This is a genomic window from Stenotrophomonas maltophilia (genome assembly GCF_001274595.1).
Taxonomy (GTDB): domain Bacteria; phylum Pseudomonadota; class Gammaproteobacteria; order Xanthomonadales; family Xanthomonadaceae; genus Stenotrophomonas; species Stenotrophomonas forensis.
The window spans coordinates 1355321-1373165 of the sequence record NZ_CP011010.1; the positions used below are offsets into that span (position 1 = coordinate 1355321).

At 67.6% G+C, this 17845-nt stretch carries 20 protein-coding genes; 15 read left to right on the forward strand and 5 right to left on the reverse strand.

Annotation, left to right across the window (positions count from 1 at the left end; all coding sequences use genetic code 11):
• The first annotated feature begins 3 nt into the window (after window positions 1–3).
• Window positions 4–468 carry a DUF3828 domain-containing protein gene (locus VN11_RS06255; protein ID WP_053449134.1) on the forward strand — a complete coding sequence of 155 codons (465 nt, stop codon included), beginning with the start codon at window positions 4–6 and terminating at the stop codon, window positions 466–468.
• Between the two features lie 101 nt (window positions 469–569).
• Here VN11_RS06255 and VN11_RS06260 read toward each other — a convergent pair whose 3' ends face one another.
• Complete coding sequence (locus VN11_RS06260; protein ID WP_005415730.1) at window positions 570–1364, reverse strand: cytochrome C assembly family protein; 795 nt, start codon at window positions 1362–1364, stop codon at window positions 570–572.
• Between the two features lie 122 nt (window positions 1365–1486).
• Between VN11_RS06260 and ffh the strand changes: the two genes are divergently transcribed.
• From ffh to VN11_RS06315, 11 genes are all read left to right on the forward strand, one after another.
• Window positions 1487–2863, forward strand: a complete 1377-nt coding sequence (gene ffh / locus VN11_RS06265) for a signal recognition particle protein (protein ID WP_005408591.1) — start codon at window positions 1487–1489, stop codon at window positions 2861–2863.
• Window positions 2864–2959: 96 nt separating this feature from the next.
• Complete coding sequence (locus tag VN11_RS06270) at window positions 2960–3394, forward strand: hypothetical protein (protein ID WP_148564944.1); 435 nt, start codon at window positions 2960–2962, stop codon at window positions 3392–3394.
• Between the two features lie 39 nt (window positions 3395–3433).
• Window positions 3434–4552 carry an NAD(P)H-dependent flavin oxidoreductase gene (locus VN11_RS06275; RefSeq protein WP_080374882.1) on the forward strand — a complete coding sequence of 373 codons (1119 nt, stop codon included), beginning with the start codon at window positions 3434–3436 and terminating at the stop codon, window positions 4550–4552.
• Window positions 4549–5331, forward strand: a complete 783-nt coding sequence (locus VN11_RS06280) for an aminotransferase class IV family protein (protein ID WP_053449137.1) — start codon at window positions 4549–4551, stop codon at window positions 5329–5331. Before VN11_RS06275 ends, VN11_RS06280 begins: the two co-directional genes overlap by 4 nt.
• A gap of 131 nt (window positions 5332–5462) precedes the next feature.
• Window positions 5463–5723 (forward strand): 30S ribosomal protein S16, encoded by a 261-nt coding sequence (rpsP, locus tag VN11_RS06285; protein WP_005415733.1) that lies wholly within the window; start codon window positions 5463–5465, stop codon window positions 5721–5723.
• A gap of 44 nt (window positions 5724–5767) precedes the next feature.
• Window positions 5768–6280: a ribosome maturation factor RimM gene (gene rimM, locus VN11_RS06290; protein ID WP_010483256.1), complete on the forward strand. Its 513-nt coding sequence runs from the start codon at window positions 5768–5770 to the stop codon at window positions 6278–6280.
• A gap of 8 nt (window positions 6281–6288) precedes the next feature.
• Window positions 6289–7047 carry a tRNA (guanosine(37)-N1)-methyltransferase TrmD gene (gene trmD, locus VN11_RS06295; protein WP_053449138.1) on the forward strand — a complete coding sequence of 253 codons (759 nt, stop codon included), beginning with the start codon at window positions 6289–6291 and terminating at the stop codon, window positions 7045–7047.
• A 154-nt stretch (window positions 7048–7201) separates the two neighbouring features.
• The gene (rplS, locus tag VN11_RS06300; RefSeq protein ID WP_005408597.1) at window positions 7202–7603 is read left to right on the forward strand and encodes a 50S ribosomal protein L19; all 402 of its coding nucleotides are present in this window, start codon (window positions 7202–7204) and stop codon (window positions 7601–7603) included.
• Between the two features lie 82 nt (window positions 7604–7685).
• On the forward strand, window positions 7686–8066 hold the full coding sequence (locus VN11_RS06305; RefSeq protein WP_053449139.1) for a DUF6404 family protein: 381 nt from the start codon (window positions 7686–7688) through the stop codon (window positions 8064–8066).
• An 80-nt stretch (window positions 8067–8146) separates the two neighbouring features.
• Window positions 8147–8581, forward strand: a complete 435-nt coding sequence (locus tag VN11_RS06310; RefSeq protein WP_053449140.1) for a DUF1801 domain-containing protein — start codon at window positions 8147–8149, stop codon at window positions 8579–8581.
• 38 nt (window positions 8582–8619) lie between these two features.
• A complete protein-coding gene (locus tag VN11_RS06315; RefSeq protein ID WP_053449141.1) occupies window positions 8620–9030 on the forward strand; it encodes a DUF1801 domain-containing protein in 411 nt (136 codons plus the stop codon).
• Between the two features lie 69 nt (window positions 9031–9099).
• On the opposite strand, the gene VN11_RS06320 is transcribed toward VN11_RS06315, so the two are convergent.
• The gene (locus tag VN11_RS06320; protein ID WP_053449142.1) at window positions 9100–10572 is read right to left on the reverse strand and encodes an MATE family efflux transporter; all 1473 of its coding nucleotides are present in this window, start codon (window positions 10570–10572) and stop codon (window positions 9100–9102) included.
• A gap of 62 nt (window positions 10573–10634) precedes the next feature.
• Between VN11_RS06320 and VN11_RS06325 the strand changes: the two genes are divergently transcribed.
• From VN11_RS06325 to VN11_RS06335, 3 genes are all read left to right on the forward strand, one after another.
• Entirely contained in the window at window positions 10635–10874 is a 240-nt protein-coding gene (locus tag VN11_RS06325) for a hypothetical protein (RefSeq protein ID WP_053449143.1), read from the forward strand.
• 9 nt (window positions 10875–10883) lie between these two features.
• Window positions 10884–11291 (forward strand): RNA-binding S4 domain-containing protein, encoded by a 408-nt coding sequence (locus VN11_RS06330; RefSeq protein WP_053449144.1) that lies wholly within the window; start codon window positions 10884–10886, stop codon window positions 11289–11291.
• Between the two features lie 212 nt (window positions 11292–11503).
• Entirely contained in the window at window positions 11504–12592 is a 1089-nt protein-coding gene (locus VN11_RS06335) for a glycoside hydrolase family 5 protein (protein WP_238581860.1), read from the forward strand.
• Window positions 12593–12664: 72 nt separating this feature from the next.
• On the opposite strand, the gene VN11_RS06340 is transcribed toward VN11_RS06335, so the two are convergent.
• From VN11_RS06340 to mutS, 3 genes are all read right to left on the reverse strand, one after another.
• The gene (locus tag VN11_RS06340; RefSeq protein ID WP_049456157.1) at window positions 12665–13267 is read right to left on the reverse strand and encodes a DUF937 domain-containing protein; all 603 of its coding nucleotides are present in this window, start codon (window positions 13265–13267) and stop codon (window positions 12665–12667) included.
• A gap of 108 nt (window positions 13268–13375) precedes the next feature.
• Window positions 13376–15019, reverse strand: coding sequence for a catalase (locus tag VN11_RS06345; protein WP_008264912.1), 1644 nt, complete (start codon window positions 15017–15019; stop codon window positions 13376–13378).
• Between the two features lie 192 nt (window positions 15020–15211).
• Window positions 15212–17767: a DNA mismatch repair protein MutS gene (gene mutS / locus VN11_RS06350; protein ID WP_053449146.1), complete on the reverse strand. Its 2556-nt coding sequence runs from the start codon at window positions 17765–17767 to the stop codon at window positions 15212–15214.
• Window positions 17768–17845: the final 78 nt, after the last annotated feature.

Genomic DNA, 17845 nt, shown 5'->3' on the forward strand with positions numbered 1-17845 from the left:
CCTATGCGAAAGACAGGGATGTGGGTGTTCGCCGGACTGCTGCTGGCCCCCGCCGTGCTGGCCGCGCCGGCCTGCCAGGCGCCGGTGGCCGTGGCGCGCGCCTTCTACGAGGCGACGACGGGCAAGGGGGATCTGCTGGAGCCGCCGCCCGCGCTGGTCAGCCCGGCCTTCGGCAAGGCGCTGCGCGGCGAACGTGCCTGCCAGGTGCGCGAGCAGGGCATCTGCACGATCGATTCGGACCCCTGGCTGGATGGCCAGGACGGTGACATCGACAGCGCGGAGGACTACCGCTGGCAGCAGGCCTCGGCCAGCGCCGGCGAGGTCGAGATGCGCTACACCGTGTGGAAGCAGGCGCGCCTGACCCGCGTACCGATGGTCCGGCAGGGCAACGGCTGCTGGCAGGTCGATGACATCGTGACCAGTCGCGGCCAGTCGGTGCGGAAGATCCTCGCCCAGCCGGTGCCCTGAACCGCCTACGGCATCCACGCAGGGTGCTGTCCAGTTGCCGGCCAGCGGCCGGCACTACCATGCGATGTTGGGGTGGGTGCCGACCGTGGGTCGGCACGCCGCTATCGCGAATGCCCGAACACCAGTTCGATCACGAACTGGCTGCCAAAGAACGCCAGCAGCAGCAACAGCATCGCCGCCAGCGTCCAGTGCACCGCCTTCATGCCGCGCCAGCCGTAGCGGCGGCGGCCGATCAGCAGCACGCCGAACACGATCCACGACAGCACGCTGAGCACGGTCTTGTGCACCAGCTTCTGCGCCAGCAGGTCGTCGACGAACAGCACGCCGGTGACCAGGGTCAGGGTCAGCAGCGCGAAGCCAACGGTGATCACCCGGAACAGCAGCGATTCCAGGTCGGCCAGCGGCGGCAGTGCGCGCAGCCACGGCCGGAACTCGCGGCGGCGCAGCGCGCGCTCCTGCAGCCACAGCATGATCGCCAGCAGTGCGGCGATGCTCAGCGTGGCATAGGCCAGCAAGGCCAGCCAGGCGTGGCTGGCCAGGCGCCAGCCCAGCACCTTGCTCGGTTCGTGGCCGTAGCCGTGGTAGGCCAGCAGCAGCACGGCGGCCAGCGGGAACACCACCACGCCCAGCGCCGACATCCGTCCGCGCGCGCCGACCAGCGAGGTCAGCCAGGCCATGCCCAGGCCGACCAGCGACAGCGCGGCGAAGAAGTGCATGTCCGGCCCGCCATTGGTGCGCATCGCCACCATCACGTGGTAGCCGCCATGCAGCAGCATCGCGGGCAGCGCCGGCCACAGCCAGATGGGGGAGCCAGTGGTTTCATCGCGGCCGAGCGCGCGCACCAGCAGGGCACTGGCGGCCAGGTAGAGCAGGACGGCGATGAGAACGATTGTCATCGTTGCAGTTTCGCATACCCCCGCGGTGGTGGCGACGGCCGCGGCGTCGCAGCCCGGCAGGCGGGGCGGACCCGTTATACTGTCTGCCTTATTGTCCCCCGTTTTCAGACAGGTCGTACCGCATGTTCGAGTCCCTGACCCAGCGCCTTTCCGGCACCATCGAGCGCCTGCGTGGCCGTGGCCGCCTGACCGAGGAGAACATCCGCGAGGCGACCCGCGAGGTCCGCATCGCGCTGCTCGAAGCCGACGTCGCGCTGCCGGTGGTGCAGGCCCTGATCGAGCGCATCAAGGTGCGCGCGGTCGGCCAGGAAGTGCTGAAGTCGCTGACCCCGGGCCAGGCCCTGATCAAGGTCGTGCGCGACGAGCTGACCGCGGTGATGGGCGCTGAAGCCAGCGACCTGAACCTCAATGTTCCAGCCCCGGCCATCATCCTGATGGCGGGCCTGCAGGGCGCCGGCAAGACCACCACCGTGGGCAAGCTGGCCAAGCACCTGAAGGAAAAGCGCAAGAAGAAGGTGATGGTGGTGTCGGCCGACGTCTACCGTCCGGCCGCGATCGAGCAGCTGAAGACCCTGGCCGAGCAGGTTGGCGTGCTGTTCTTCCCGTCCAGCGCCGACCAGAAGCCGGAAGCCATCGTCCGCGCCGCCATCGATGATGCGCGCAAGTCGTTCGTCGACGTGCTGCTGGTCGATACCGCCGGCCGGCTGGCCATCGACGAAGCGATGATGGCCGAGATCAAGGCCCTGCACGCTGCCGTGAACCCGGCCGAAACCCTGTTCGTGGTCGATGCCATGACCGGCCAGGACGCGGCCAACACCGCCAAGGCCTTCGGTGACGCGCTGCCGCTGACCGGCGTGGTGCTGACCAAGACCGACGGTGACGCCCGTGGCGGTGCCGCGCTGAGCGTGCGCTACATCACCGGCAAGCCGATCAAGTTCGTCGGCGTCAGCGAAAAGCCGGAAGGCCTGGATGTGTTCCACCCGGACCGCATCGCCAGCCGCATCCTCGACATGGGCGACGTGCTGTCGCTGGTCGAGCAGGTCGAGCAGCAGGTCGACAAGGACAAGGCCGCCAAGCTGGCCGAGAAGGTCGCCAAGGGCAAGAAGTTCGACCTGAACGACATGCGCGACCAGCTGGAGCAGATGCAGAACATGGGCGGCATCGGCGGCCTGATGGACAAGCTGCCGGGCCTGGGCAACATCCCCGACCATCTGAAGCAGCAGGTCAGCCAGGGCAAGGAAGTGCCGCGCATGATCGCCATCATCAGCTCGATGACCAAGAAGGAACGGCGCAACCCGAACCTGCTCAACGGCTCGCGCCGCGCGCGCATCGCCAAGGGCTCGGGCGTGACTCCGGCCGACGTCAACAAGCTGATGAAGCAGTACATGCAGATGGAAAAGATGATGAGCAAGATGGCGGGCGGCGGCATGAAGGGCATGCTGCGCAGCATGAAGGGCATGATGGGCGCCATGGGCGGCCGCGGCATGCCGTTCCGTTGATGCCTGAAAGGGGGAGGGCGCAGGGGGCCGGGACCGGCACTTGCGTGGCCAGCCCCCTGTTGCTTGACTACGTATTGATCTGACAAGGGAATGCACATGAAGAAGATGATCGTGGTAGCGGCGCTGGTACTGGCGCTGGCCGCCTGCAAGGACGACACCTCGGTATCGCAGAAGGCCGGCAGTGCCATCAGTGGTACCGCAGCCGATTTCGTCGCTGGCCTGGGCGAAGGCGTGGACAAGCGCATGAACGTGACGCTGCAGGCCGATCCGGGCCTGGCGGCGCGGGGCCTGACCGTGACCCTGGGCAAGAGCCGCGGCATGGGCTCCAAGGAAGCGGCCGTGTATGTGGTGGCCGACAAGGCCTTCAAGGGCAAGCTGGTTGCGCGTGCGCTGGATGCCGAGGGCACCGAAATCGGCCGTGCATCGGCCGAGGCGGAATTCGCCGCCGACGACGCACGCTATGTGACCTTCCAGTTCAACGAGGAAATGGACAGCCAGCTGGTGCGCACCTACGCGGTGGTGGCGCGCTGATCCTCGCGCGGCCAGCCCCTCGGGTTCTGGCCGCAGCGACTGGCGTATGCTGGGCAGCGACTTCTCCCACAGGTATGTCGCGTGAACGCATCGCCGATTCTTGAACGCGCCGACGCCTTCTGTCGGCGTTTTTCATTGCAGCTTCCGATCCTGCTGGCACCGATGGCCGGCGCCTGCCCGGTGCCGTTGTCGGCCGCGCTGGCCAATGCCGGCAGCATGGGCGCGATGGGCGCAGTGCTGTCGTCATCGGCCGATATCGGCCGATGGATGGACGACTTCCGTGCCGCTTCCACCGGTCCGGCACAGGTGAACCTGTGGGTGCCGGACCCGGCGCCGACCCGTGATGTTGCCGCCGAGGCTGCCAGCCGCACCTTCCTTGCACAGTGGGGGCCGGACGTGCCGGCCAGTGCTGCCGATGCCACGCCTGCCGATTTTGAGGAACAGTTCGCCGCGTTGGTGGCGGCGCGCCCGGCAGTGGCCTCGACCATCATGGGCGTGCTGCAGCCACGCCATGTGCAGCAGCTGAAGGATGCCGGCATCGCCTGGATCGCCTGTGCGACCACCTTGTCCGAAGCACGCGCGGCACAGGACGCCGGCGCCGATGCGGTGGTGGCGCAGGGCGTGGAAGCGGGCGGCCATCGCGGTTCCTTTGATCCGGCGATGGCCGAGCGCCAGCTGGTCGGGCTGTTCGCGCTGCTGCCGCGCCTGGCCGATCACCTGCGGATTCCGGTCATCGCTGCCGGTGGCATCGCCGATGGCCGTGGCATCGCCGCCGCGCTCACCTTGGGCGCCAGCGCCGTGCAGATCGGTACGGCCTTCCTGCGCACGCCCGAAGCGGCGATCGCCTCGGCGTGGGCCGACGGGCTGGCCGCCAGCGAGCCGGAGGATACCTGGCCGACGCGTGCCTTCAGTGGCCGCCTTGGCCGTGGCCTGGCCACCCCCTATGTGCGCGCCGCCGCCGCGGACGGCGCACCTGCACCGCGCCCGTACCCGGTGCAGCGCGGCCTGACCGCACCGATGCGCAGGCAGGCCGTACAGGAAAACCGGCTGGCGGCGATGCAGGCGTGGGCCGGGCAGTCGGCATGGATGGCCCCGGCACAGCCGGCCGCCGACGTGCTGCGTGGCATGTGGCAACAGGCGCAGGCGCTGCTGCGATGACGGTGACCTGCAACGGCCAGCCGGCGCAGGTCGAGGACCTGCTGCCGGCACTGGTCAACTATGGCCATTTCACCTCGCTGCAGGTGCGCGGCGGTGCCGTGCAGGGGCTCGACCTGCATCTGGCGCGGCTTGCGCAGGCCACGCGCGAACTGTTTGGCAGCGAACTGGATACGGGGCAGGTGCAGGCGTGGATGGTGCAGGCGCTGCAGCAGGCGGCGCGGGCCGATGCCTCGCTGCGGGTGACGGTGTACTCGCGCCACTTCGATTTCCGCAGCCCGCTGGCGACCGTGCCGGTGGACGTGCTGGTGGCCGTCTCGGCGCCGGTGGCACTGAGCGCACCCAAGCGGGTGCGCAGCGTGGTCTGGCAGCGCGAGCTGCCGCAGATCAAGCATGTAGGCACTTTTGGCCTGTTCGCCGAGCGGCGTGCGGCGATGGCCGAGGGCTTCGACGATGCCTTGCTGGTCGGCAGCGACGACTGCATCAGCGAAGGCACAACCTGGAACCTGGCCGTCCACGACGGTCACCAGTTGCTCTGGCCGCGCGCCCCCGCCCTGCGTGGTACCGCCGAGAGCCTGCTGAAGCAGCACTGGCCCGGCCCGCAGGTCAGCCGGCCCCTCCCGCGGGCGGCCCTGGCTGGCGTGAAGGCGGCCTTCGCCTGCAATGCCAGCGGCCTGTGGGCGCTGGAGGCCATCGACGGGCATGTCCTGCCGGGTTCGCAGGCGCTGGCTGAACAGGGTAGGGCGGTGCTGGCAGGGGTGCCTTGGGACGATCTGGGCTGAAAGCCCCGCCGGGCAGGGCCCGGTGCTACCGTGAAGGTCGGGGCACCCCCGGGGTTGGCTCGGCCCGGCTCTGCCGCTATAATCGCCCGCTTACCTCGCCATCCTGGCGACTGGGCAATAGGAAAAACACCATGGTCAAGATTCGACTGACCCGCGGCGGCGCCAAGAAGCGTCCGTTCTACCACATCATCGTCACCGACGTGCGCAGCGCGCGCGACGGCCGCAACATCGAGCGCGTTGGCTTCTACAACCCGGTCGCCCAGGGCGCCGAGAAGCGCATCGAGCTGGACCTGGCCCGCGTTGACCATTGGGTCAAGAACGGCGCCCAGCCGACCGACAAGGTCCGCAACCTGATCAAGGAAGCGACCAAGTCCCAGGCCGCTGCGGCCTGATCCTGACGGGCCACGCTTCGGCGTGGCCCTCTTGGTTGAAGCAGATGAAAGATATCGAGCGCCGCATCCTGCTGGGCAGGGTTGTCGGCGCTTTTGGTGTGCGCGGCGAGATCAAGCTCGAGTCCTGGACCGAGCCACGTTCCGCCATTTTCCGTTACCAGCCGTGGATCGTGCGCAGCCCGTCCGGCGTGGAAACCACGATTGAAGGTGTGCGTGGCCGCGACAGCGGCAAGCACCTGGTCGCCCGTTTCCCCGGCGTCGAGGACCGCGATACCGTCGAAGCGATGCACGGCACCGAGATCTACGTGGCGCGCAGTGCGCTGCCGCCGCCGAAGCCCGATGAGTACTACTGGGTGGACCTGGAAGGCCTGGACGTGAAGACCACCGAGGGCGTCGCCCTGGGCCAGGTCTCGCACCTGTTCAGCACCGGCGCCAACGACGTGGTGGTGGTCCGTGGTGACCGCGAGCGGATGATTCCGTTCGTGCAGCCGGACTTCGTCAAATCGGTCGACTTCGAGGCCAACCTGGTCGTGGTCGACTGGGATCCCGAGTTCTGAGTGTGAGCATGCGTTTCGACGTCATCACCCTGTTCCCCGAGTTCCTCGCCCAGTCCGCTGGGTTGGGCGTGGTCGGGCGTGCGCAGGAGAAGGGCCTGTTCAGCCTGCATGGCTGGAATCCCCGTGATTACGCCGAAGGCAACTACCGCCGGGTGGACGACCGTCCGTTCGGCGGTGGCCCGGGCATGGTGATGCTGATCGAGCCGCTGCAGGCCTGCCTGCAGGCGATCCGCGACGCCGACCCGGCCCCGGCGCGGGTGATCTACCTCAGCCCGCAGGGCGCACCGCTGACCCAGGCCAAGGTGCGGGAACTGGCGGCTTTGCCGCGCATGGTCCTGCTCTGCGGCCGCTACGAAGGCATCGACGAGCGTTTCCTGGAAGCCAATGTCGACGAGGAGATTTCCCTCGGCGATTACGTGCTGTCCGGGGGCGAGCTGGGCGCGGCGGTGATCATCGACGCCGTGGCGCGCCTGCAGGACGGCGCCCTGAACGACGCCGAATCTGCGGCGCAGGACAGCTTCGAGGGCGACCTCGGCCTGCTCGACTGCCCGCACTACAGCCAGCCGGCCCAGCATCCGCTGGGTGACGTGCCGGAGGTGCTGCGCTCGGGCAACCACGCGGCCATCGCTGCATGGCGTCGCCAGCAGTCGCTGGTCCGTACCGCCCAACGGCGCCCGGACCTGCTGGATGAACAGGCACTGGGCAAGGCCGACCGCAAACTGCTGGACCAGGCCCGGCAGGCCCTGAAACAGAAGGCCCGCCCCTAGCGCAGGGCTGGCTTTATCGGCTATCATGGCCAATTCCCGCCAGCCCCGGCCGGCGCGCGCAGTACCCACAACAAACGTGCAGCACAGTCCAGTGACTGCATCAGCCTACGTTGTCGAAACGACACACCCACCCGAACAAGAATCGGTGTAACCCATGAGCAAGCTGAACAAGTCCATCGTCGCGGAATTCGAATCCGCCCAGATCACCCGCGAACTGCCGAAGTTCAGCCAGGGCGACACCGTTGTCGTCAACGTGAAGGTGAAGGAAGGCAGCCGCGAGCGCGTGCAGGCCTACGAAGGCGTTGTGATCGCCACCAAGAATGCCGGCCTGAACTCCTCGTTCACCGTCCGCAAGATCTCGCACGGCTACGGCGTCGAGCGCGTCTTCCAGACCCACAGCGCCATCATCGACTCGGTCGAAGTGAAGCGTCGTGGTAAGGTCCGCGCCGGTAAGCTGTACTACCTGCGTGGCCTGGAAGGCAAGGCTGCCCGCATCAAGGAAGACCTGGCTGCCGCTGCTGCCGCCAAGGCTGCCCGTCTGGCCGAAAAGGCCTGATAAACAACTTCGGTTGTTGCCGCGACGGCCACCTTCGGGTGGCCGTTTGCGTTTCCGGCCGTGCATCGGTCACGATCAGGTGATGAGCGACATCAATCCGCGCTATCCCGCCGCAATCCAGTCGGCGCTGCGCTTTCTCGACAGCAAGGGGCTGGCGCGTGCGCAGTCGGCCCCGCTGTTGCATCGGCTGCTGTGGCGAGTGGGCGTCGCATTGCCACCGCCGATCCTGGCCGGCTTCGGCACCAATGCGCTGGTGCAGGGCCTGTTGTTCGGGCTGTTCTGGACCGGCTTGATGTGGCTGATGCTGTGGCAGGGCAGTGAGCGCCCGCTGGCCCTGCTGCTGGTGGCCGGGTTGCTGGCCGGTGCCTTGTTCGGCGTGGTGATGGCGGCGCTGATGCATGCGCTGCGGCGTCACCGCAAGCTGCCGGGCTGGCGCCAGTTCCTGGCCGGCCAGACGGACTGAACCGATGGCGCAGCGCGCCGTGACCGGCAGGCATGCACCGCGCTAGGCTGCGCTTTCCACTCAGATGGACGTGCCGTGCGATGCCTGCCAAGCGAACCGCACCTTCCGCCGTTCCCAGGCTGCTGTCCGGTGGCAACCCGCAGATCGCCAAGGGCGAGGGCGATGCCACGGTGCAGGCCTACATCGCGGCGATGCCGGACTGGAAACGACCGATCGGCGAGCGCCTGGATGCGCTGATCGAGCAGGCCGTGCCCGGCGTGCACAAGGCGGTGAAATGGAATTCGCCAATGTATGCGGCGGCCCCGGGCGCAGGCTGGTTCCTCAGCTTCCATTGCTTCACGCGCTACATCAAGGTCGCGTTTTTCCGCGGTGCCGCATTGAAGCCGGTGCCGCCGGAGCCATCCAGAAGCGCCGATACGCGCTATCTGCACCTGCAGCAGGACGGGGTGCTGGATGAAGCACGCTTCCTCGACTGGGTGCGGCAGGCGGCCGCATTGCCTGGCGAGCGCATGTAAGCCCGACGTTTCGATGTCCTTCCCGACGAGAGCACCTGATGGCCACGCACGCGCCCAACCCTGCCGATGCCGGAACCCCGGCGGCCGAACTGATCGATGCACGCATCGCCGAACTGGGCGACTGGCGTGGCGAGACGCTGGCACGCGTGCGCGCGCTGATCCATGAAGCGCTGCCGGAGGTGCAGGAAACCTGGAAGTGGCGCGGCACGCCGGTGTGGGAACACAACGGCATCCTGTGTACCGGCGAGACCTACAAGCAGGCGGTGAAAATGACCTTCGCCAACGGTGCGGCGTTGGCGGACCCGAAGGGTCTGTTCAACGCCAGCCTGGACGGCAACACGCGGCGCGCGATCGACATCCATGAAGGCGCGATGCCCAATGCCGCCGCGTTCAAGGCGCTGCTGCGCGAGGCGGCGATGTTCAACGCGGCGAAAAAGAAGAAGCGGTAGAGCCGGCCGCTGGCCGGCTGTTGCGTGATGATTCCGGAGCGGCATGAAGCTGCCGGCCAGCGGCCGGCACTACCGTGGCGGCGATGATTCCAATGCGGCATCCGGGTCGGCCACCGGCGAGGGCGGGCAGGCCGGAATTTCCGAGGGCGTGGCCAGTTCCTCGGCGTGCGAAGGTTTGCCGATCATCTTCGCCTTGCGCCAGCCGCCCCAGCGGTAATACGCCAGCGACAGCAGCATCGATACGAACGAGCTGACCGGGAAACTCCACCAGATCGCATCGGCACCCCAGTACGGCTGCAGCAGTTCGGCGAACGGCACGCGCACGCCCCACAGCGAGCCGGCCAGGATCAGCAGCGGCGGAATCACCGCGCCGGTCGAGCGCACCACGCCGGAGATCACGAAGCTGACGCCGAAGAACAGGAACGAGCCGATCACCACATGGTTGAGATGGCGGGCGATGTCCAATGCCTCGCTGGCCGGCGGCAGGAACAGCGCCAGCAGCTGGCGATCGAATACCACCAGCGGCAGGATCAGTGCGCCGGTCAGCAGGAAGTTGAACATCACGCCCTGGCGTGCGGTGCCACGCACGCGGTCCCAGCGCTGTGCGCCCACATTCTGCGCGGCCATCGACGAGCAGGCCGCACCGATCGCCATCGCCGGCATCTGCAGGTAGTTCCACAGCTGCAGCGAGGCGCCATAGCCTGCGCCGGTAGCCGTGCCGTACTGGTTGACCATGGTCATCAGCAGGATCACCGACAGCGAGATCAGCACCATCTGCAGGCCCATCGGCACGCCCTTGAGCACCAGCGCCTTGAGGATGGTCAGGTCGAGCTTGAACAGGCGCATGTCGGCACGCCCCAGCCATAGCGTGTGGCGCTTGTGGCGCATGTACAGCAGCAGGCCGGCCAGCGACAGGGTCTGCGCGACCAGCGTGGCCCACGCCGAGCCGGCGATGCCCAGCGCGGGGAACGGCCCCATGCCGAAGATCAGCACCGGGTTCAGCACGATGTCCAGCGCCACCGACACCATCAGGAAGCGGAACGGCGTACGCGAATCGCCGGCACCGCGCAGCGCGGCGGTGAGGAAGGCGAACGCGTACAGCGTCGGCATCGCCAGGAAGATGATCTGCAGGTAGGCCTCGGCCAGCGGCAGCGAGGCGGCCGGCGTGCCCATCGCCGCCAGCAGCGGATGCGCCATGAACCAGCCGGCGATGGCGATGATCACCGACAGGCCGATGAAGAAGGTGGCGCTGGTACCGACCACGCGCCGCGCCTGGGCGATGTCGCGTGCGCCGATGGCCTGGCCGATCAGGATGGTCGAGGCCATGCCGAAGCCGAACACCGAGCCGATCAGGAAGAACATGATGTTGTTGGCGTTCGCGGTGGCGGTCAGCGCCGCCTCGCCGAGGAAACGCCCCACCCACACCGCATTCACCGAACCATTCAGCGACTGCGCGATGTTGCCGGCCAGGATCGGCAGGGAAAACAGCAGGAGATTGCGGCCGATCGGGCCGGAGGTCAGGTCAAGCGGCGCTTTGGCCATGGAGTGGTGATCGATTCCCGGGAGGCGCACACTAGCACCAAGCCGGTTTGCGGGATGTGGCAATGCATCAACGACTACGGGTGGGACGGGGCATGGCGCTGGCCTTGATCGGCGTCGTACTGGCCGCATGTTCGATGGACGACCGGCTGGGTGATACCCAGGTGCGGCCGACCGACCGGCCCGAATGCCTGGTCGGCAGCCAGCGCCAGGATCTGTCCGCTGGCGTACCCACCCTGATCGGGGGCAGCGGTTGCCGTACCGACCCCGACCATCCGCGTCCCCTGAACAAGCCACCGGAGTAGTACGCACCGATGCATGAGCTTTCCCCGCTGTCGCCCAGTGTCCGCCTGGACATCTGGCTGTGGGCGGCCCGTTTCTTCAAGACCCGCAGCCTGGCCAAGCAGGCCATTGAGACCGGCAAGGTCAGCGTGGCTGGCCAGCGCCCGAAATCCTCGCGCGCCGTGCGCGTGGGTGAGCAGCTGCAGGTCGATCGCGGCGAAGAGCATTTCGAGATCCAGGTACTGGGCCTGAGCGACCAGCGCGGGCCGGCCCCGGCGGCGCAGCAGCTGTACACCGAGAGCGAAGCCTCGAAGGCGCGTCGTGCCGAGCAGCGCGCATTGCGCATCGCCGCCCGCGATGGCTTCCAGCCGCCGGAGCACAAGCCGGACAAGCGCGCGCGGCGGTTGATACGGGCATTGGGTGATATCGACGCGCTCTGACGGAACGGCGATTCCGGTGCATTGTTCCTATCGCGGTGCGAAAGGAGGCGCGAGTCACGGTGCGTTCGGAAGCGGCGGGGCAGGCTGGATGTTCACCTTCTGGAAGCCTGCCGATGCGTTGCCTATTGTTGTGCCTGTCCCTGCTTGCTGCCGCGCCCTTGCACGCGGCCGATATCACCTTCTGGGATGCTCCGCAGCGCGGGGGCAACAGCATGAACATGTCGCCTCCGGACCGGGACTACTTCGAGGCGCTGCGTGCGACCGGCGCGACCTGGGTGCGGCTGGTACCGGACAAGTGGAAGGCGCAGGGCGGCCGTGACTTCCTGATCGGCAACGCGGACGACTATCAAGGGCTGGTCGCAGCTGATCTGGCGACATTGCGCCGCGTGCTGGACGATGCCGACGCGGCCGGACTGAAGGTGGTGCTCACCACGCTGTCGCTGCCGTTGCTGCGCTGGAAGCAGCACAACGGTGACAAGGTCGACCAGCGCCTGTGGCAGTCGTTCGACAATCACGCCCCGGCGCTACGCTTCTGGCATGACCTGGCCGTGGCGCTGAAGGGACATCCCGCACTGGCCGCTTACAACCTGATCAACGAACCGGTGCCGGAATTCGGTGCCGGCCTGGCCGAACATGCGTCCAGCGAGGCGATGCAGCAGTGGTACGCCGGGGTGCAGGACGGTCCGCGTGATCTGCGCCGTTTCTACTCGGAGCTGATCGCGCGCATCCGCGAGGTCGACGCGGAAATGCCGCTGATGCTGGATGCCGGATGGTATGCGGCCGCCGATGGCTTCAACTACTGGCCGGCACCACTGGCCGATACCCGGCTGCTGTACAGCGTGCACATGTACGAACCGTACGCAGCGACCAGTGCGCCCAACCAGAAGCGAGCCAAGCCCTGGCGCTACCCGGGCAGCGTGCCGTTCGGCGGCCACAGCGAGCGCTGGGACGCGGCGCGCGTGCGCAGCTACCTGCAGCAGCCGATGGAGTGGGCGAAGACGCACGGGGTGGGGGCCAACCGCATGGTGGTCGGTGAATTCGGCTGCATGCGCCGCTGGCCCGACTGCAGCCGCTACCTGCAGGACGTGCTGCAGGTGCTGGAACAGGACAAGGTGCACTGGGCCTTCTACGCTTTCCGCGAGGATGGCTGGGACGGCATGGACTACGAACTGGGCGACAAGGCGCTGCCGTGGTCGTACTGGCAGGCACAGGAACAAGGAAAGCCAGCGGTGCCGCCGCGCTCGATGCAGGCGCCGTTGTTCGCGCCGATCCTGCAGCGGCTGAAGGCCGGGAACCGGTAGGACGCCGGGCAGGGCCCGGCGTGATCCGTAGCGATGCAGTTCATGCCGGGTCATCCCCGGCGACAGCGCCGGTCAGCGCTTGCCGCCGAGCAGGTTGCCGCCCAGCTTCAACAGGTCACTCATGCCGAACTGGCCGTCGCCGTCCTGGTCCAGCACGCTGCCGAGCAGGCCACCGGCAATGCCGCCCTGCTGCTGCACCTGCTGCTTTTCCTGGCCGAGCGCCTGGCTGAGCGAGCCGGCATCGGCCTGGCCGCCACCCAGCCGCTGGGCGAGGAAGGCCATCACGATCGGCGCGAGGATCTGCAGCAGCTGGCTGGTGCGGCCGCTGTCGAGCTGGGTGGCCTGGGCCAGGCCGGTTTCCACCTTCTGCTGGCTGCCGCCGAAGATGTGGCCGAGGATGCCGGCGCCATCGCTGGCGGCACCACCGCCACCTCCGCCCAGCACCGAACCGAGCACGCTGCCCAGGTCCAGGCCGCTGTGGTTGTTCTGCAGCGCGCCGAGCAGGGCCTGCGCCCCCTGCGGCTGCGCAGCGTTGTTGCCCAGCGCGCCCATCAGCACCGGCAGCGCGGCACTGATCGCGCCGGAGGCCTGGGTATCGCTGATGCCGAGCTGCTGCGACACCTGCTGCAGCGGAGCGCCCTGCAATTTGGCGAGAAGTTCATCGGTCAGGCTCATCAGGGGAATCCTCGATTGGGATGGGGCGTGCAGAAGGTACGACGCGGACCGTTAAAACGGCGACGCCGCCTCACGGGGAGGCGGCGTGCCGTACACGGGGGAGGCCGATCAGAGCTCGATGTCTTCCGCGCCCGGGGTGGCGGCAGGGAAGTCGGTTTCCGGCTGTGCCGGCTTGAACGGGTCCGACGGCTGGCTGGCCAGCGCCTTCAGGGCCGCAGCGACGCCGGCACCGTAAGCCGGATCGGCCTTGCTGCAGTTGTCGATGTGGCGCTGCTTGATGAAGTCCGGCGCATCGCCCAGGGCACGGGCGGTGTTGGCGAACAGGCGGTCCTTCTGCGCCTGGTTGTAGCTGCGGAACAGTGCACCGGGCTGGCTGAAGTAGTCGGCGTCGTCCTCACGGAAGTTCCAGAAGTCGGCGTCACCGCGGATCTTCATTGGCGGCTCGCGGTACTCCGGCTGCTCCTGCCACTGGCCGTAGCTGTTCGGCTCGTAGTGCGGCAGGCCGCCGTAGTTGCCGTCCACGCGCATCGCACCATCGCGGTGGTTGCTGTGCACCGGGCAGCGCGCAGCGTTCACCGGGATCTGGTGGTGATTGACGCCCAGGCGGTAACGCTGCGCATCGGAATAGGCGAACAGGCGCGCCTGCAGCATCTTGTCCGGCGACGGGCCGATGCCCGGCACCAGGTTGCTCGGTGCGAACGCCGACTGCTCCACGTCCTGGTACCAGTTGACCGGGTTGCGGTTCAGTTCGAACTGGCCGACCTCGATCAGCGGGTAGTCGCTCTTCGGCCACACCTTGGTCAGGTCGAACGGGTGCACGCGGTAGGTTTCCGCATCCAGTTCCGGCATGACCTGGATGAACAGCTTCCACTTCGGGAAGTCGCCCTTGTCGATCGCGGCGAACAGGTCGCGGCCGTGGCTTTCGCGGTCATGCCCGACCAGGATCTGCGCCTGTGCGTCGGTCAGCGATTCGATGCCCTGCTGGCTGACGAAGTGGAACTTCACCCAGAAGCGCTCGCTGTCGGCGTTGGTGAAGCTGTAGGTGTGCGAGCCGAAGCCGTGCATGTGGCGGAAGCTGCGCGGGATGCCGCGGTCGCTCATCACCACGGTCACCTGCAGCAGGGCTTCGGGCAGCAGCGTCCAGAAATCCCAGTTGTTGCGCGCGCTGCGCAGGTTGGTGTGCGGGTCGCGCTTGACCGCCTTGTTGAGGTCGGCGAACTTGCGCGGGTCGCGCAGGAAGAACACCGGCGTGTTGTTGCCGACCAGGTCCCAGTTGCCTTCTTCAGTGTAGAACTTCAGCGCGAAGCCGCGGATGTCGCGCTCGGCGTCGGCGGCGCCACGCTCGCCGGCCACCGTGGTGAAGCGGGCGAACATTTCGGTCTGCTTGCCGACCTTCTCGAACAGCTTGGCGCGGGTGTACTTGCTGATGTCGTGGGTGACGGTGAAGGTGCCGAACGCGCCCGAGCCCTTGGCGTGCATGCGGCGCTCGGGAATGATCTCGCGGTTGAGATTGGCCAGCTTCTCCAGCAGCCACACGTCTTCCATCAGCAGCGGGCCGCGCGGGCCGGCGGTCTTGCTGTTCTGGTTGTCCACCACCGGCGCGCCGAAGGCCGTGGTCATCGGGGTAACCGGGTCGTCACCGTGCTTCTGCTTCGGCGTGGTGCTCAGCTCGCGCTGCTGCTGGGCGCCTTCCTCAGGCGTCGGGGCGCTGTGGTAAGGGCACTTGGCGTTGTTGTTGTCGGACTGGCTCATCGGCTGGCTCCTGGTGGCGGTGAAGACGTGGGAAACATCTTCACTCGACTGTAGCTAGGGCCAGATGAAATGAATAATCGAATGATTCGTTCAGGTTGATAGATTCTGTCAATTGAAAAGCAGAATCGGATTTGTGGAATCTTTCAATTGGCCCCCCGCGGCCAGGCGGGAGGCCATGGACGTGCGCTGCGGTTACAGCAGCGCCTTCAGCCGGTACAGCGCTTCCAGCGCCTGCTTCGGGGTCAGCTCGTCCGGGTCGATCGCCGCCAGCGCTTCCTGCGCCTTGCTGGAGGGTGCTGCGAACAGGCCGAACTGCTGCGGTGCATCCAGCGCCTGCGGTGCCAGCTCGGCGGCATGGCTTTCTCCGCCGCGCTGCTCCAGCTCGGCCAGGCGACGACGCGCCTGCGCCACGGTGGCGCGGGGCAGGCCGGCCAGTGCCGCCACCTGCAGGCCGAAGCTGCGGTTGGCCGGGCCGTCCTTCACCGCATGCATGAACACCAGCGCTTCGCCATGCTCGACCGCATCCAGGTGCACGTTGGCGATGCCGCTGCGGCCACCTTCGTGCTGCTCGTCGGCCAGCGCGGTCAGCTCGAAGTAGTGGGTGGCGAACAGCGTGTAGCAGCGGTTCTGGTAGGCCAGGTGGCGGGCCACCGCGTCGGCCAGGGCCAGGCCGTCATAGGTGGAGGTGCCACGGCCGATCTCGTCCATCAGCACCAGCGAGTGCGCGGTGGCGTGATGCAGGATGTAGCTGGTCTCGGCCATTTCGACCATGAAGGTCGACTGCCCGCGGGCGAGGTCGTCACCGGCGCCGATGCGGGTCAGGATGCGGTCGATCGGGCCGATCAGCGCACGGCTGGCCGGCACGAAGCTGCCGATGTGGGCCAGCAGCACGATCAGCGCGTTCTGCCGCATGTAGGTCGATTTACCGCCCATGTTCGGGCCGGTGATCACCAGCATGCGGCGGTCCGGATGCAGGTCCAGGTCATTCGGTTCGAACGGCTGTTCGCGCACCGCTTCAACCACCGGGTGGCGGCCGCGCTCGATCTTCAGGCACGGCTCGGCCTGCAGTTCCGGGCGTGCCCAGTCCAATGCCTGCGCGCGTTCGGCGAAGCCGGCCAGCACGTCGAGCTCGCTCAGTGCTGCCGCGCATTGCTTCAGCGGTTCCAGCTGCCCGCCGAGGGTGTCCAGCAGCTGCTCGTACAGGTACTTCTCGCGCGACAGCGAACGGTCGCGCGCGGACAGCACCTTGTCCTCGAAGGCCTTCAGTTCCTCGGTGATGTAGCGCTCGGCGTTGGTCAGCGTCTGCCGGCGGGTGTAGTGCACCGGTGCGCGGTCGGACTGGCCCTTGCTGATTTCGATGTAATAGCCGTGCACCCGGTTGTAGCCCACCTTCAGGGTGGCGATGCCACTGCTCTCGCGCTCGCGCTGCTCCAGATCGACCAGGAACTGGTCGGCATGGGTCGACAGGCGGCGCAGCTCGTCCAGCTCCTCGTCGAAGCCGTCGGCCAGCACGCCGCCATCGCTCAGCTTCAGCGGCGGCATCTCGGCGATGGCGCTGGCCAGCAGCTGCGCGCATTCGTCATGTTCGCCCAGCGCGGCGTGCAGCGCCTGCAGGCGTGGAGAATCCAGCGGCGCCAGCACCTCGCGCACTGCCGGCAGCAGGCCCAGGCCATCGCGCAGGGTGGAGAAGTCGCGCGGGCGCGCCGAGCGCAGTGCGACGCGGGTGAGGATGCGTTCGAGGTCGCCCAGGCGGCGGAACTGCTCGCGGATGTCGGCATCACTGCCGCGGTCGATCAGCGTTTCCACCGCATGGTGGCGCTGCACCAGCACCTCGCGCAGGCGCAGCGGGCGGTGCAGCCAGCGCCGCAGCAGGCGTCCGCCCATGGGCGTCACGGTGCTGTCCAGCACGCCCAGCAGGGTGTTGCGGGTGTCGCCATCGACGCGCGTATCCAGTTCCAGATGGCGGCGGGTTGCGGCATTCATCGCAATCGCCTCGCCGGCGGTTTCCATCGCGATCGAGGTCAGGTGCGGCAGGCGCTGCTTCTGGGTTTCTTCGACATAGCCGAGCAGGGCGCTGGCCGCAGCCGTGGCGCGCGGCTTGTCATCGATGCCGAAACCGCTCAGGTCATGCAGCTTGAAGAACGCCAGCAGCTGGCGGCGGCCACTGTCGGCGTCGAACAGCCACGGCGCGCGGCGGCGCACGCCGGTACGCTGGCGCAGGAATTCCGGCCAGTTCTCTTCGTCGGGCACCAGCAGTTCGGCCGGCTCCAGCCGCGCCAGTTCGGCTTCCAGCGCGTCGTCGGTTTCCACCTCGTTGACCAGGAAGCGGCCACCGGCCAGGTCGGCCCAGGCCAGCCCGTAGCCCTGCTTGGTACGCGACAGCGCCATCAGCAGGGTGTCGCGGCGTTCGTCCAGCAATGCCTCGTCGGTCACCGTGCCGGGGGTGACGATGCGCACCACCTTGCGCTCGACCAGGCCCTTGGCCAGCGCCGGATCGCCGATCTGCTCGCAGATCGCCACCGACTCACCCAGCGCCACCAGCCGTGCCAGATAACCCTCGTAGGCATGCACCGGCACGCCGGCCATCGGGATCGGCGCGCCGCCGGAGCTGCCGCGCTGGGTCAGGGTGATGTCCAGCAGCCGCGCCGCCTTGCGGGCGTCGTCGTAGAACAGCTCGTAGAAATCGCCCATGCGGAAGAACAGCAGCAGGTCCGGATGGTCGGACTTGGCCGCGAAGAACTGCTTCATCAGCGGGGTGTGTTCTTTGGACGCCTTGGCGTTGCTGGTGTTGTCTTTCGTATCAGTCACTTGGAGCGGTTCGCGTCT